The following is a 13,440-nucleotide window of genomic DNA, read 5'->3' as shown; positions in this document are numbered from 1 at the left end:
GGAGAACCAGCCGATGGACAATTATCACCTCAGCCCGACTTCGGATGGCTGGGAATTGAAGAAAGCCGGTGCTGAGCGAGCCTCGAAACGAGCCGCCACGAAGCAGGAGCTCGTCAGTGTCCTGGCAGATTTCTTCGAGGGCAAGGCGGCGTCCGTGAAGATTCACAAGGCGGACGGCACGCTCGAGGAGGAACGCACCTACCCACGTTCAGCTGACCCGCGCCGTAGCAAAGGTTGAAGACTATAACTGCCTGTGACCTCGGCATTGAGGTCACAGATGCCCAGGGCGTGTTTAGATGGTGGCTAGCGCTGCTGGTTATCTCGAGCAGCTTCATCATCACGCTTCTCACGAGGAGCCTGGTGGTGAGGAGCGCATTCGCTGCCCATCGCCTGATACGCCTTACGAAGTTGATGGATTTCCCGGTTATCGAGCGCTTCGAGATCCAATACTGACTGCTCCGCAGATTTTGTAGCGCGGATCAGTTCGTCGAGCTTCACGTGGATGATGTCGTTATCCCGGTTCTGGGTGTTCTGAATCAGGAAAACCATCAGGAATGTGATGATGGTGGTCGACGTGTTGACGATCAGTTGCCAGGTATCGTTGTAGTGAAACCAGGGCCCAGAGGCAGCCCACATGGCAATCAACACCACGGCGATCAAAAAGGTGCTCGGCTTACCGGCGTGGTTGGCGAGCCATTGGCAGAACTGGGCGAATTTCATGACGTCATCTCCATTGCGATCTATAGGGTTTGACCGCAGCGGCGCGCTGAAATCTTTTTTTACATTTACCCCAGGTATCGGGTTAACCACTAAGCGCAGCGGAACGACGTGGCGTCCTGGAACGTCAAAAAAATACTCGAAATCTTCCCAAGGCTTCTGCGCACATGACCTTCATCGTCTGGTTCGCCATGCTGGGCGCAGTCTTGCTGCTGCTCGCACTCTCATCCTCCTATTTGCGCTGGATCCCTGTGACCTCATCCGTAGTGTGCCTTGCCCTGGGTATCGGGCTGGGTACATCGGGGCTGGGTTTTCTTCAACTGGACTTGAGCAAGTCGAGCGGGTGGATGGAGCACCTCACAGAGGTCGTGGTGTTGTTCTCGCTGTTCTTCAGTGGCTTGAAATTGCGCCTGCCCTTGCACAACCGCCGTTGGTGCAGCGCCTTTTTTCTAGCGGGGCCGGTGATGTTGATCTGCATCGGTGGGGTAACGCTGGTGCTGCATTACGGCCTCAGCTTGGGGTGGGGAGTCTCGCTATTGATCGGGGCGATACTCGCACCCACTGACCCCGTGCTCGCAACCCTGGTGCAGGTGGTTGATGCCCAGGACGATGATCTTGTCCGCTTCAGCTTGTCGGGTGAGGCAGGGCTCAACGACGGCGTGGCGTTTCCCTTCGTCATGCTTGGACTGTTCCTGCAACTGGACAATGGCCAGCCTTGGTTCAGTGACTGGTTGCTCAAGGACATGCTGTGGGCAGTAACCGCAGGCCTCTTGCTTGGCTACTGGATGGGGCGCGGCCTGGGCAAACTCACGCTGTTCTTGCGTCTGCGCAACGACGACAGCACTGTCTCGCCCAATGACTATCTGGCCCTTGCCCTGATTGCGTTGACGTACGTGAGCGCCGAGTCGATACAGGCCTATGGGTTCCTCGCGGTGTTCGCTGCGGGCCTCGGTTTACGGCAGGCGGAGGTCAAGACCGCCAATAGCCCAGAAGGGCCGGCTGCTGAACATCTGGTACAGCCTGTGGTTGGTCACCAGCACGTGGCGCCGGAGCTAGCCGTCAAAGGCGATGTGAAAGGGCTCGACGACTCGCAGGTAGCAGCGGGGATCATGTTGGGTGACATGCTGGCTTTCGGAAGCATGATCGAACGGGCAATGGAAGTGTTTCTGGTGACCCTGCTCGGGGTAGTGCTCATTGAGCATTGGGACTGGCGGGCAGTGCTGGTTGCCAGCGCTTTGTTTTTTGTCATTCGCCCGTTCAGCATCCTGCTGTTCCCGGCTCGAGGAATGCTGGATATCCGCCAGCGCGGGCTTTTAGGGTGGTTTGGCATTCGAGGTATCGGCAGCTTCTATTACTTGTTCTATGCCCTCAATCATGGGCTGCTTCCCACCTTGGCCGAGCAGAGCATCAACCTGGTGCTGTCAGTGGTGGCGTTGAGCATTCTGCTGCATGGGTTGAGTGTCCAGCCGCTCCTTGCCAGATACGAAGCGTGGAAGGAGAGGGTTTCCTGATGGCTGTTCAACAGAAAAGTGCCAGGGCAGCTATTGCCCTGGCACTGTATCACCCGCAGTTAGCGATTTTCGCTACCGCGTCCGCCGCCGTGGCTGTTTTGCCCGCCTTTACGGCCTGCCTCGGAGGCACGCTCACGGTCGTTGGCAAAATTGCCGCCTGAACTCTGCCCGCCTTTGCGACCTGCCTCTGACGCTTTCTCGCGATCATTGGCAAAATTGCCAGGATTGTTCTGAGCAGTACCACCTTGATTGCCACGGTTGGTTTGGTTGTTAGCCATGATCTTTCACCTCATGTCGTCACACAGGAAAGTCTGTGTTCAACTCGGACGTCAGGGCGCGGGGTGTTTACTTCGTGTTTTTTCGCCGAGGCCGACGGGTTGCGCGAAAGAACCGGTGCAAGTGTGTGTGGCGTCATTAAGCTTTGCTCGCGAACATTTGGGAAGGATCAAGCTTGGCGCCGACCTTCCAGCCAGGCCGGCGTGGTTAAGCGACCTTCTGGGCGCATCGACGCCGCTGACACGCTATACTGAATCCCTGAGAGCGGTAGCAGGGGAAGGCTATCACCCGGTTAATCGCACGAGCTCGTCAGCAGAGTAGGGATCGAACGTGATTTCGCAATGAAACCACGCTCATTCCTCTGTAAGCAGAGCTCCCGCTAGCTATCCCTGCGTCGTGAGTGTGTGAGTGTATAACCCACAAGGATTCCCAGTGCCGCTGCGCCGATCAGCAGCGGCGTCTTGTCGTTTGCCTCCCTCCAGCCTCCGACGATACCCCTCCTGCCACTTGGAGGCTCAAAAAGGTTGCCTGATGATGCTTCGGCTGTGGGGCTGCGATTTATCCCCCAGCGCGTCAGCTTCCCTGACAACAGAGGCAGCCCTGGTATCAGGTAGCTGGCCAAATGCGCGATGCGCGCTGCGGCGCCAACGGTGGTGTGAGCCCGAGGCGAGATTGCGCAGGCCACCATAGCCTTTGCCACCCTCTCGGGATCGTATACGGGGCCTGGCGGTCTCAGTGTATGTCCGGTGTAGTTGCCGCCGTCTCGGAAGCCTGGTGTGTCCATGACTGCTGGATAGATATCGCAGACATGGATGTCGGGATATTCAGTCAACTCGCCTCGCAATGCCTCGGTCAGTCCACGCAAGCCGAACTTGCTCGCCGAATAAGCGGCGGCATAGGGTTGGGCCATCCAGCTGCCCAGCGACAGCGTGTTGATGAGAATGCCGCTGCCCTGTGCCTTGAAGAAGGGAAGGGCGACGTAGGCGCCTCGCAGATATCCGATCAGATCTGTCTGGATGACCTGCTCGTGTGCCTCCAACGGCGTTTCTTCAAACTTGCCGACCGCGCCGACCCCGGCATTGTTGACCCAGATATCGATTCGTCCATGGCCAAAGTCTGCGGCCTGAGCAGCCAGCGCTTGAACCTGATCGCTGTGGGTGACATCGGTCATGATAGCTATGGCATCCGTACCACAATCGGTGCATTCATCCAGGACGTCGAACAACGCCTCTTCGTCGCGTGCTGCGAGTACCAGGCGAGCACCTTTGCACGCAAAGGCATGCGCGGCGGCCCGGCCTATACCGCTGGATGCGCCGGTGATGACCACAACCTTGCCGCCCAGAGGCCCTTTGAGCGTAGCGCCACGGTCAGGTGCTTCTCGTTCCGCACCCGAAGCGGCGGGGTCAAGGTGGGCAATGGTGTCGCTGGCCTCGATCTGCGAGAGCTCAAGGGAGGTACCATCGACCAGGGTCAATGTCAGCCCTTCGATCGTGCCTGCCTCCCGGTTTGGAAATACGGGCTCACCTGCGGCATCCAGGCTGTCGTAGATGAAGCGCGTACCTTCGAGCCAGCCCACGGCGGTGAGAAGCTCAGGGCCGAGGTAATACTTCCCGTCTTGAAAGAAGCCTGGAAACTGATGTGCCCGCTCCACGTTTTCCACGCGATAGCGTTCGCCGGATTTCATGCCTGTCGCTTGATCGATCATCTGACAGCCTCCTGTAGGGTCAGCCTTTGCTGTGCTCGTCGGAAGGGCCCAAGGTGCCCGCTGCCGCGCCTGGCACCAGGATCACCTTGCGGCAGTTATCCTCTTTCTGATCGAACATCTTGTAGCCCATGGCCGCTTCTTCGAGGGCCAGGCGGTGGGTGACGATCAGCTCTGGTTTCAGGCGCCCTGCTTCGATGTGCTGCAGCAGTTCGGGCAAGTATTTCTGGACATGGGTCTGGCCCATTTTGAAGGTGAGTCCCTTGTCGAAGGCATCGCCGAACATGAAGGCGTGGATGAAGCCGGCGTACACCCCCGGGACACTGACAACGCCGCCGCGACGCACTGCAGCAATGCTCTGGCGCAGCGCCTTGCCACTGCTGCCTTCGATCTTCAGCGCCGTCATCACCGTTTCGGCAGTGCTGCCTTTGGCCTCGAAACCGACCGCATCGATCACTGCATCGACGCCGCGCATGCCTGGCGTCTGGCGGATGATGCTGTCTGCGGGGTCGTCGTCCTGCTCGAAGTTGATCGGTATGACGCCGTAGGCCTCTCGGGCGTAGGCCAGGCGGTAATCGTTGTCATCGACCATGAAGATGGTCTGAGCCCCGAGCATTCGCGCACAGGCGGCGCTCAGCAAGCCGACTGGCCCGGCGCCGTAGATGGCTACCGATGAACCCTGGCCAATCTCGGCATTGATGACCGCCTGCCAAGCGGTTGGAAGAATATCCGAGAGGAACAGTACCTTGTCATCGCCCAGCTCGGTGGGCACTTTGAACGGGCCGACGTTGCCCTTGGGAACCCTGACGTAGTCAGCCTGGCCACCAGGAATACCGCCATAGAGATGGCTGTACCCGAACAGCGCTGCGCCTGGGGGAATGCCCTTCTTGTTGATGATCGCGCCACGGCCTGTGTTGGTGGTTTCACAGGCAGCGAACAGGTCGTGCTGGCAGAAGAAACAGCTGCCGCAAGCGATCACGAAGGGAATCACTACGCGGTCGCCGATCTGCAGATTGGTGACGGCACTGCCGGTATCTTCGACGATGCCCATGAACTCATGGCCGAAGATATCGCCCGCTTCGGTTTCTGGAATTTTGCCTCGGTAGAGGTGCAGGTCAGAGCCGCAAATGGCTGTGGCGGTGACCCTGAGGATGATGTCGTCTTCCTGCTCAATGATGGGATCGGGGACGTTATCGACCCTGACGTCGTGTGCTCCGTGGTAGGTCAATGCTCGCATAAGGTCAGCTCCTGCAGTCGTTTTTCCGTGATAGGTATGCAGGGGAAGCCATGACAGATGGCAAAGTTCAGACCAACAAGTCCAGTGGTACTTAAAACTCATTCTCGACCGCTATCGAACGATCTGAGCCCGTGCCAGAAGAGCCAGGCCGTTCAAACGAGGGGCGTGGCGATGGACGACAGGATGTTGGCATTCATGGTGTTCGCTGCCTCACGACCTGACGTGCTTGAGCAGGTACATAATATTCAGAGAAGGTGGGTCAGGTGGGCGATCTCGCACTTTTACATTTGAGTGCCCACGTTGGGGGCAGGGGCAGGGGCAGGCGATCTGCGCCGCTTGTTTTCATCTGCGCTCTAGCTGGCGCCATAGTTTTTCGTGAAAATAGAATGCTAAGGTGTTACATGCCGGCTCAATTACAGCTATCAGTCCGCCTGTGAGCGCTGAGCCTGTAAGTAAATATGCAACTGTGAATGCAATGGTGAAGTGAAGAATGCTAAAGCTGAACGTTTTCCATAATGGGCCTTTCGTTCGTCCGGAGCAGCAGCGTGTGTCAGATAGGCTTCGCATTGGCGCCCCTTTATCAGTTGTTTGCGCCGCCGGGTATCGCAGACGGCGCAAATATTGGGTCATCGTTTCGCTTCTTCGCCAGGTGTGGCCGACCGGCTCAGGAATGCGCGGGTGATTTCTGGCAAGTGCTCCCTCAACCAGTCGGCCATCGCGACCTCCTCCTTCAAAATCGCTCGGCACGCTTCGGCAGTAAGCTCATCACCTGAGGCCGTTGCTGCCTCAATAAGCACGGTATAGGAGGCGATTTCAAGGTTCTCAAATACATAACCAGACATAGCCCCTTTGACGACTTCATCACTCATGGTCATACCACCCACAGCCTGCCCGAATGCCATGAGCTTTCCTGCAAGATCTTTCAAAGTTGAAGGACTTCCTCCCAAACGCTTAATGCATTCCCCAAGTAGACGTTGTTGTCCCTCCGTCTCTGCGATGTGTTGAACGATCCGCTCACGAAGCTCGGGATAATTTTCTAACCGCTCTGCTTGTGCTTTGAGCATTTTCTCCGCTTGCTGCTCCATTGCATGAGCATCTCGCAGCCAATCGAGTAAGTTTTCAGTCGGGGGTCGTCATGGTCAATATCCTCGGAAATGAGTTATTGGGAATCCGGATTGTCTCAGGGGTTCGTTTCGGTCGACGAATGGATGGGTACGCTAAAGATTAGAGTTAAGGTATTTTCGAGTGATGTGAAATTTCGATTGAACTTATCTTCCCGGTCCATTCATCCAGAAAGCGGATATGGATTTAGCACGTAATAACATCTGTTCGCTCCTAAGCATTGATGGTGCCTACATTAGAGGGCGCCTGCTTACTAGCCGCGAGGAGCAAACCATGTTTATCCATAACAAACGCTTGCAATATACCGTGCGTGTCGCCCAGCCCAATCCCGGCCTGGCCAATCTGTTGCTCGAACAATTCGGTGGTGCTCAGGGCGAGCTGGCCGCTGCTAGCCGATATTTCACCCAGGCACTGGCGGAAGACGACCCAGGGCGTAAAGACCTGCTGATGGATATTGCAACCGAAGAGCTCAGCCACCTGGAGATCGTCGGCTCCATAATCGTCATGCTCAACAAGGGTGCCAAAGGCCGCTTGGCCGAAGGGGTCGAAGAGGAAGGCGAGCTGTATCGAGCAATCAATGGTGCGGGTAACGACTCCCACATCACCAGCATCTTGTATGGTGCCGGTGCTCCACTGACCAATTCGGCTGGCGTCCCTTGGAGCGCTGCCTATGTCGATACCATAGGCGAGCCTACAGCAGACTTTCGTTCGAACATTGCAGCTGAAGCGCGAGCCAAGATCGTCTACGAACGTCTGATGAACGTTACCGATGACCCGGGCGTGAAAGAGGCGCTGGGCTTTCTCATGACCCGGGAGATCGCCCATCAGCTTTCCTTTGAAAAGGCGCTTCATACCATTCAGCCGAACTTCCCCCAAGGCAAACTCCCTGGTATGCCGGAGTTCACCAACAAGTATTTCAATATGTCTGGTGAGCCCAATGTGCGTGGCCCTTGGAACGAGGGCAGTGAGTGGGAGTACGTGGAAAATCCATCAGCTGCTGTGGATGGTGGGGATGGCACCGCTTCGGTGACGCTCACTCCTGCCGAAGCTGAAACAGTTGAGGCGATGAAGCTTCGGACAATGTGTGATCCAACCGCCAACCCGGTTACAGGCGCAGATCTCGGCTCCGGCTTGATTAATGGCAAAGACTGAGAAAGTCGGAGGCATCATGAACATTCTGCGCAAGAAAGCCTCGCTACATCGCCTGTTTGGTGTTGAGCACCTCATGAGCCAAGCGTTGGCCGAATTTGAAGCTGAGTCCCGCCTGGCCTGTCGAGCTCTGCGTGTACGCATGGCCGTAATGACCTTCGGAGTCGGCTCGCTTCTACCCAACGACCTTCCCGGCGATGCGCCGGAAGTCGAGCGCCCGGAAACTTTTCTGAGTAACACCCTGCACTGATCACTACCGTCTAGGAGATAACCAATGGCTGCACGGAAAACTGTTGAAGACCTGTTTATCCATGAACTGTCTGATGTGTATAGCGCAGAAAAGCAGATCACCAAGGCGCTGCCTCGGTTGGCCAGGGCCGCCACCAATCCACTACTGGCCGACGCCTTCACATCCCACCTGGCCGAGACCCAGGGTCAGATCGAGCGCATCGACCAACTGGTGGAGTCGGCAGGTTTGAAGCTCAAGCGGATGAAGTGCGTTGCGATGGAGGGGCTGGTGGAGGAGAGCAAGGAATTGCTCGATGAAATCGAACAAGGCGCGGTGCTGGATGCCGCACTGATCGGCGCCTGCCAGAAGGTAGAGCATTACGAGATCGCCAGCTATGGAACGCTGATCGCCATGGCCAAGCACTTGGGAATGAAGGAAGCAGTGTCGTTGCTGGGCGATACCTTGGCCGAGGAAAAAGCGGCGGACGACAAGCTTTCTGCTATCGCTGAAGAAGGAGGTAACCAGGCGGCCACACTCGAAAAATGAAGGCGCAAGCCCGGTGCCGATGCACCGGGCTTTTCACACCTTACTTTCCCTTGGATTTTGGGGGATGATCACCATCATGATGATCGCCAAACACGACAGCCTCTCCCCGAAGGGGGCGCGCCCAAGACCTTATCTAACACAGTTGTTGCAGGCGGCTATTGGCTAGACCGGCTATTCGTAGTGGATGGCGTAGCTGTTGAAGAACGATGTACATGGGCACCGGTTGGATCGGTGATTTGAATGACATTACCGTGCTGCCAGCCATCCGCCTGGGGATCAGCATCAGGAATACGGATGTCAGCCCGCTCGCCTTTGGTTTTCCCAGCATCCACACCCAAGCGCCCATTGCGCTGTTCGACCATCGCCGGGTCAGCCTGCCCATCTGCGGTAAAGCCCATCATCAACTGCGGCACCCCCACCGGCAGCGCTTTGTCCTGATCGGTATGCCAGGTGTGCCACGTCTTCCCGTAGGTGTGAGCCAGTCGCGCCATCAGGGCATGTTCCGCAGGATCAGGGATGCCTGGGGCGATCAACTGCCCAGAGGAGACCTCGTAGCCATGACTGTGCCACATCGCCTTCTCCCTCGTTGGTAAGCCGGCAAAAAGCTTCTCGTCGATGATGTACTCGACGCCCATGATCTTCGCCCCCTTGGTATTGCCGTCGAATATCACACATTGAATGACATCCTCGTTGAGGATGGAGCAGTAGTGGTGCGCTTCCATCTGCACGTCCGGATGCCCGTTGTAGAAGTGAAAGCCATCCAGGTAAGCGTTGATGGCCTCAATGGGCGGCTTGGACTGCAGCGTCGCGGCGCCGGCTTCCAGCAGCTGGGTTTTAGCAGACTCGGGCCTGCCTGGTGTCTCCACAGGAGACTTCGTTTCGTGAGCGGAGCAGGCCCACAGCAGAGAGCAAGCGAGGGGAAGGGTTATCGTTTGAAATAGCTGTCGCATGAGAAAGGCTCTGGCTGGTGTCCTTAGAGGACAACCATGGCCAATAAAGCGGACAGCCCAACGGACGAGTGGTCTGAGTCAGTTTCAAATGGCTAATCCATCCAATAACGGCCTCTTCGCTGGCCAAAGCAGTGCTCGACCAGCTGAGGTAGTTGCCGTCCAGGGTGTCCAGCAGCGAGTGGATAGCCTGTTCCCTGAAACTGCCGACGTCGTGCAACTTGGCGGCTGACCGGGAGCAACCTGCCCACGAAAGTTGTCCAGATTTAACGAACCAGGCGCAATGATCAAGGAGATTCTCGTGACCGAAAAGAAGGCGCGCGTCAGCAACCAGGCTTCGGGCGACATTTCCGGCTTGGCCCGCGATATGTTCTTCGCCGCGGTGCAAACTACCCGGATGCCGATGATCGTCACCGATCCTAACCGAGACGACAACCCGATCATCTTCGCCAACCGGGCCTTCCTGGAAATGACAGGTTATGCCGCGGAGGAGATTCTGGGCCAAAACTGCCGATTCCTGCAGGGGCCCGACACCGACCGCACGGTGGTAGACAGCCTGCGTCAGGCCATAGAGCAGCGCGTCGATATTGCGGCTGAGATCCTCAACTATCGTAAGGACGGTTCAAGCTTCTGGAATGCCTTGTTTCTCTCGCCGATTTTCAATGAGCGCGGTGAGCTGATCTATTACTTTGCTTCTCAGCTGGATGTCAGCCGACGCCGCGACGCCGAAGACGCCCTGCGTCAGGCGCAAAAAATGGAAGCGTTGGGGCAGCTGACAGGCGGAATCGCCCACGACTTCAACAACCTGTTGCAGGTCATGGGTGGCTACCTGGGCCTGATCGCCCGTCAAGCCGAGAAGCCCCAGGCGGACCTGAACCGTATTCGCCGTAGCGTCGGGCATGCGCAATCGGCAGTCGACCGTGCCAGTACCTTGACCAAGCAATTGCTGGCGTTCGCCCGTAAGCAGAAGTTGCATGGACGGGTACTGAACCTGAACCACCTGATTGACGATGCGCGCCCAATCATCGAGCGTACGTTCGGCGCCGAGGTGACGGTGGAGTTTGATCTTGAGGACCAGCTGCGTAGCTGCCGGATCGACGCGACACAGGCAGAAGTGGCCCTGCTGAATATTTTCCTCAACGCCAGGGATGCCCTGATAGGCCGCAAGCGGCCGCACATATTCATCGCAACCCGAAACGTCCTGATCACCGATCCAAGCCTGTCGTTTGACGGATTGCTGCCGGGTGGCTACGTGAGTATATCCATCACCGACAACGGTGTCGGTATGCCTGCGGGCATCCGTGACCGTGTGATGGACCCTTTTTTCACCACAAAGGAAGAGGGAAAAGGGTCGGGGCTGGGGTTGTCGATGGTGTACGGTTTTGCCCGCCAGTCCGGGGGCGCGGCGCGTATCTACACCGAAGAAGGCGAAGGTACCACGTTGCGCCTGTACTTCCCGGTGGATGACGCTCAGCTGGTGCAGCAGCAACCGTCGAAAGTGGCTAAGCGCAGTGCTGGCAGTGAGCGCATCCTGATCGTCGAGGACCGGCCGGATGTGGCCGAGCTGGCGAAGATGGTGTTGGAGGACTACGGCTATGCCGCCGACATGGTGCTTAACGCCCGCGAGGCGCTTAAACTGATCCAGGCTGGGGAGCGATATGACTTGCTGTTTACCGACTTGATCATGCCGGGCGGCATGAACGGCGTAATGCTTGCCCGAGCCGTGCGGCGCCTGCAACCTGGGATCAAAGTCTTGCTGACGACAGGCTACGCGGAAAACGCGATCGAGCGGACTGACATTGGCGGCGCCGAGTTCGAGGTCATCTCCAAGCCCTGCCAGCCACACGATCTGGCTTGCCGGGTCAGACAGGTACTAGATGGTCCGACTGGCGTGGCGTGATGGGCAACGGGGCGCAAGCAAGCTGTTTTGATGGCAGGTGCGCGTGAGGCCGCCATGATGCCCGGATTGGGCTGCGCCACGGGCACGGTGTGTTGCAATCTTATTGTGCATGAACATGGGACGTCCACATCAGCGCGCAGGAGCAGCCCGGCTGCCCCTGCGATTTTCACGGATGACTAGCGGTTGTCATCACTCTTGCGACCGCCACCGTGGCTATGCTGGCCACCGACCCGTCCGGCTTCCGAGGCTTTTTCGCGGTCATTGGCAAAGTTGCCGCCGGACGCCTGGCCGCCCTTGTGGCCAGCTTCGGATGCCCGCTCAGGGTCGTTCTTGAAATTACCGCCGGATGCCTGGCCACCCTTGTGACCTGCTTCCGAGGCGCGCTCTGGATCGTTCTTGAAATTACCTCCTGACACCTGGCCGCCTTTGTGCCCGGCCTCGGATGCCTTTTCCCGGTCATTGGCAAAGTTGCCTGGATTGGTGTTGGCGTTGCCACCTTGATTCCCGCGGTCGTCTTGATTGCTAGCCATGATTGACACCTCATGTCGGTAGTTACACAGGAAGGTCTGTGTTAACCAGTGACCCATGGAAAGCGGCACATCGTGCAAAGAATTTCACTCGGGCGGACAAGAGGCTCTAATGAAAGTTGGCCTTTCATCTTGTGGCAAACAAAACTGGCGACCAAGCATGCAGGAAGCCTTAATCATGCACCACCAAAGCCTTGCACGATGGCAAACAGAGTTCACCCTTGCCGGCTGCCAGCCGTCTTTTGGGCTGAACGAATGCGAACCGATAACGATCAATCCTACTGAGTCGTCCATCCCCATCTGAAAAAAGGAGTATCCGTATGGCCAACTACCTGTACTTGATCAGCTACATCCTCGACAACCAACCCGGCACCTGCGAGCTGCGCAGTGAACAGGAAAACTTGAGTCGCGAAGCGGCGCGCGATTACCTGCAAGGCCTGCATCGTAGTGAAGCGTCGTCGTTTACTGACGTGCAGGTGCAGCGCCTTGAGCATGACCACGAGCGCGGCACATCGCCGGGGCATTACCAACAGCCCTGAGCAGGGGCGGCACGCATGGTTTCATCCATTAACCCGCTCAGCAACACCATCGCCAGGCGGCAGGACAAGCCCGTGGGCGAGGACAGGTCACAAACCGAGCATGTTGTAGTGCACGTAGTACATGATCCATAGCGACAACCCCACCAACAGCACGATGATCACCACGGAGAACACCAGCGCCACCAGGCTCCAGCGCTGCTCACGCGCGGTGGTCAGGTGCAGGAAGAACATCATGTGCACCAGAATCTGCACCACCGCGCAGACCAGCGCCAACAGGAAGGTAGCGGCGCGCGGCAAGCTGGGAAACATGGCCAGCCCGAACGGCACAATGGTCAGCAACGCAGCCAGCAGGAAGCCGATATTGTACGATCTGTGGCTGGACTGGCTGGCGCCGGCACTGCTGTGAATCTGGCTTTCGCTGCTCATCAGATCACTCCGAACAGGTAGACGACGGTAAACACGCACACCCACACGATGTCGAGAAAATGCCAGAACAGGCTCAGGCAGCTCAGCCGTGTGGAGTTGACACAGCACAGGCCACGCTGCTGGACCTGGATCATCAGCAGGGCCATCCACACCAGGCCGACCAGCACGTGCAGGCCATGGGTGCCGACCAGGGTGAAGAAGCCGGTGAGAAACGCGCTGCGCTGCGGCCCGTAGCCCTCGGCGATCAAGTGGTGGAACTCGTTCACCTCCATGGCGACGAAAGCCAGGCCCAGCACAAAGGTGACCCCCAGCCACTGCAGCACCCGGCGCTTGTCCTTGCGGTGGTTGGCCAGCATGGCGTAGCCATAGGTGATGCTGCTGAGCAGTAGCAGGCTGGTTTCGCCCAGGACGTAGGGCAGCTCAAAGATGTCCGCAGGGCCAGGGCCGCCCGCCACGGACTGGCCCAGCACCGCATAAGTGGCGAACAACGTGGCGAACAGGATGCAGTCGGTCATCAGGTAGATCCAGAAGCCGAACAGGCTCAGCGAACCCGCATCCTCGTAGCCTTGCTCCTGCTGGTGGGCGCTTTCGTTCAAGATGATGTGCGACATG

The 13,440-nt window shown here is 57.7% G+C and carries 14 protein-coding genes and 4 pseudogenes; 7 read left to right on the top strand and 11 right to left on the bottom strand.

All coding sequences use genetic code 11. From position 1 onward, the window contains the following. Positions 1-13: 13 nt before the first annotated feature. Positions 14-238, top strand: a complete 225-nt coding sequence (locus ACI2KK_RS10965) for a DUF2188 domain-containing protein (protein WP_210015130.1) — start codon at positions 14-16, stop codon at positions 236-238. 65 nt (positions 239-303) lie between these two features. Here ACI2KK_RS10965 and ACI2KK_RS10960 read toward each other — a convergent pair whose 3' ends face one another. After that, positions 304-720, bottom strand: a complete 417-nt coding sequence (locus ACI2KK_RS10960; RefSeq protein WP_210015131.1) for a low affinity iron permease family protein — start codon at positions 718-720, stop codon at positions 304-306. Between the two features lie 164 nt (positions 721-884). Here ACI2KK_RS10960 and ACI2KK_RS10955 point away from each other — a divergent pair, with 164 nt between their 5' ends. Then, on the top strand, positions 885-2,228 hold the full coding sequence (locus ACI2KK_RS10955) for a cation:proton antiporter (RefSeq protein ID WP_404668946.1): 1,344 nt from the start codon (positions 885-887) through the stop codon (positions 2,226-2,228). A 59-nt stretch (positions 2,229-2,287) separates the two neighbouring features. Here the strand turns inward: ACI2KK_RS10955 and ACI2KK_RS10950 are convergent. From ACI2KK_RS10950 to ACI2KK_RS10930, 5 genes and pseudogenes are all read right to left on the bottom strand, one after another. Further along, positions 2,288-2,482: pseudogene (locus tag ACI2KK_RS10950) on the bottom strand (general stress protein); the annotation flags it as partial. Positions 2,483-2,883: 401 nt separating this feature from the next. Next, complete coding sequence (locus tag ACI2KK_RS10945) at positions 2,884-4,209, bottom strand: SDR family oxidoreductase (protein ID WP_016486367.1); 1,326 nt, start codon at positions 4,207-4,209, stop codon at positions 2,884-2,886. A gap of 19 nt (positions 4,210-4,228) precedes the next feature. Beyond that, the gene (locus ACI2KK_RS10940) at positions 4,229-5,443 is read right to left on the bottom strand and encodes a zinc-dependent alcohol dehydrogenase (RefSeq protein ID WP_016486368.1); all 1,215 of its coding nucleotides are present in this window, start codon (positions 5,441-5,443) and stop codon (positions 4,229-4,231) included. A gap of 342 nt (positions 5,444-5,785) precedes the next feature. Then, entirely contained in the window at positions 5,786-6,010 is a 225-nt protein-coding gene (locus ACI2KK_RS10935) for a DUF2061 domain-containing protein (protein WP_080641021.1), read from the bottom strand. 59 nt (positions 6,011-6,069) lie between these two features. Then, positions 6,070-6,567: pseudogene (locus tag ACI2KK_RS10930) on the bottom strand (ferritin-like domain-containing protein); the annotation flags it as partial. Positions 6,568-6,838: 271 nt separating this feature from the next. On the opposite strand from ACI2KK_RS10930, the gene ACI2KK_RS10925 reads away from it, so the two are divergent. Genes ACI2KK_RS10925 through ACI2KK_RS10915 form a run of 3 tightly spaced genes read left to right on the top strand, consistent with a single transcriptional unit; the run spans position 6,839 to position 8,489 of the window. Next, positions 6,839-7,717, top strand: a complete 879-nt coding sequence (locus ACI2KK_RS10925) for a manganese catalase family protein (RefSeq protein WP_261871709.1) — start codon at positions 6,839-6,841, stop codon at positions 7,715-7,717. Positions 7,718-7,733: 16 nt separating this feature from the next. Beyond that, positions 7,734-7,964 (top strand): hypothetical protein, encoded by a 231-nt coding sequence (locus ACI2KK_RS10920; RefSeq protein ID WP_054888269.1) that lies wholly within the window; start codon positions 7,734-7,736, stop codon positions 7,962-7,964. A gap of 24 nt (positions 7,965-7,988) precedes the next feature. Further along, positions 7,989-8,489, top strand: a complete 501-nt coding sequence (locus ACI2KK_RS10915) for a ferritin-like domain-containing protein (protein ID WP_054888270.1) — start codon at positions 7,989-7,991, stop codon at positions 8,487-8,489. A 155-nt stretch (positions 8,490-8,644) separates the two neighbouring features. Here ACI2KK_RS10915 and ACI2KK_RS10910 read toward each other — a convergent pair whose 3' ends face one another. Beyond that, positions 8,645-9,439: an OBAP family protein gene (locus ACI2KK_RS10910; RefSeq protein WP_102689577.1), complete on the bottom strand. Its 795-nt coding sequence runs from the start codon at positions 9,437-9,439 to the stop codon at positions 8,645-8,647. A 298-nt stretch (positions 9,440-9,737) separates the two neighbouring features. On the opposite strand from ACI2KK_RS10910, the gene ACI2KK_RS10905 reads away from it, so the two are divergent. Further along, positions 9,738-11,336 (top strand): histidine kinase famiy protein, encoded by a 1,599-nt coding sequence (locus ACI2KK_RS10905; RefSeq protein WP_102689582.1) that lies wholly within the window; start codon positions 9,738-9,740, stop codon positions 11,334-11,336. 176 nt (positions 11,337-11,512) lie between these two features. Here the strand turns inward: ACI2KK_RS10905 and ACI2KK_RS10900 are convergent. Together ACI2KK_RS10900 and ACI2KK_RS10895 are read right to left on the bottom strand one after the other, a co-directional pair. Next, positions 11,513-11,605 (bottom strand): annotated as a pseudogene (locus ACI2KK_RS10900) (general stress protein); the annotation flags it as partial. Then, positions 11,606-11,866, bottom strand: a pseudogene (locus ACI2KK_RS10895) (general stress protein); the annotation flags it as partial. A 317-nt stretch (positions 11,867-12,183) separates the two neighbouring features. On the opposite strand from ACI2KK_RS10895, the gene ACI2KK_RS10890 reads away from it, so the two are divergent. Beyond that, positions 12,184-12,402: a hypothetical protein gene (locus ACI2KK_RS10890; protein ID WP_102689575.1), complete on the top strand. Its 219-nt coding sequence runs from the start codon at positions 12,184-12,186 to the stop codon at positions 12,400-12,402. Positions 12,403-12,489: 87 nt separating this feature from the next. On the opposite strand, the gene cyoD is transcribed toward ACI2KK_RS10890, so the two are convergent. Further along, the gene (gene cyoD, locus ACI2KK_RS10885; protein WP_210014320.1) at positions 12,490-12,828 is read right to left on the bottom strand and encodes a cytochrome o ubiquinol oxidase subunit IV; all 339 of its coding nucleotides are present in this window, start codon (positions 12,826-12,828) and stop codon (positions 12,490-12,492) included. Further along, positions 12,828-13,439: a cytochrome o ubiquinol oxidase subunit III gene (cyoC, locus tag ACI2KK_RS10880; RefSeq protein WP_134698424.1), complete on the bottom strand. Its 612-nt coding sequence runs from the start codon at positions 13,437-13,439 to the stop codon at positions 12,828-12,830. The genes cyoD and cyoC overlap by 1 nt, the downstream gene beginning before the upstream one ends. Position 13,440: the final 1 nt, after the last annotated feature.

Source organism: Pseudomonas sp. NPDC089406 (genome assembly GCF_044900265.1).
Lineage (GTDB): Bacteria > Pseudomonadota > Gammaproteobacteria > Pseudomonadales > Pseudomonadaceae > Aquipseudomonas > Aquipseudomonas fakonensis.
The sequence above is the reverse complement of the archived record's forward strand: the minus strand, read 5'-3'. Positions and strand labels throughout refer to the sequence as shown.

What these genes read in the sequence shown, in the direction of transcription:
- ACI2KK_RS10965 (WP_210015130.1), top strand. Translation starts at nt 14, where the DNA reads ATGGACAATTATCACCTCAGCCCGACTTCGGATGGCTGGGAATTGAAG.
- ACI2KK_RS10960 (WP_210015131.1), bottom strand. Translation starts at nt 720, where the DNA reads ATGAAATTCGCCCAGTTCTGCCAATGGCTCGCCAACCACGCCGGTAAG.
- ACI2KK_RS10955 (WP_404668946.1), top strand. Translation starts at nt 885, where the DNA reads ATGACCTTCATCGTCTGGTTCGCCATGCTGGGCGCAGTCTTGCTGCTG.
- ACI2KK_RS10945 (WP_016486367.1), bottom strand. Translation starts at nt 4,209, where the DNA reads ATGATCGATCAAGCGACAGGCATGAAATCCGGCGAACGCTATCGCGTG.
- ACI2KK_RS10940 (WP_016486368.1), bottom strand. Translation starts at nt 5,443, where the DNA reads ATGCGAGCATTGACCTACCACGGAGCACACGACGTCAGGGTCGATAAC.
- ACI2KK_RS10935 (WP_080641021.1), bottom strand. Translation starts at nt 6,010, where the DNA reads ATGCGAAGCCTATCTGACACACGCTGCTGCTCCGGACGAACGAAAGGC.
- ACI2KK_RS10925 (WP_261871709.1), top strand. Translation starts at nt 6,839, where the DNA reads ATGTTTATCCATAACAAACGCTTGCAATATACCGTGCGTGTCGCCCAG.
- ACI2KK_RS10920 (WP_054888269.1), top strand. Translation starts at nt 7,734, where the DNA reads ATGAACATTCTGCGCAAGAAAGCCTCGCTACATCGCCTGTTTGGTGTT.
- ACI2KK_RS10915 (WP_054888270.1), top strand. Translation starts at nt 7,989, where the DNA reads ATGGCTGCACGGAAAACTGTTGAAGACCTGTTTATCCATGAACTGTCT.
- ACI2KK_RS10910 (WP_102689577.1), bottom strand. Translation starts at nt 9,439, where the DNA reads ATGCGACAGCTATTTCAAACGATAACCCTTCCCCTCGCTTGCTCTCTG.
- ACI2KK_RS10890 (WP_102689575.1), top strand. Translation starts at nt 12,184, where the DNA reads ATGGCCAACTACCTGTACTTGATCAGCTACATCCTCGACAACCAACCC.
- cyoD (WP_210014320.1), bottom strand. Translation starts at nt 12,828, where the DNA reads ATGAGCAGCGAAAGCCAGATTCACAGCAGTGCCGGCGCCAGCCAGTCC.
- cyoC (WP_134698424.1), bottom strand. Translation starts at nt 13,439, where the DNA reads ATGTCGCACATCATCTTGAACGAAAGCGCCCACCAGCAGGAGCAAGGC.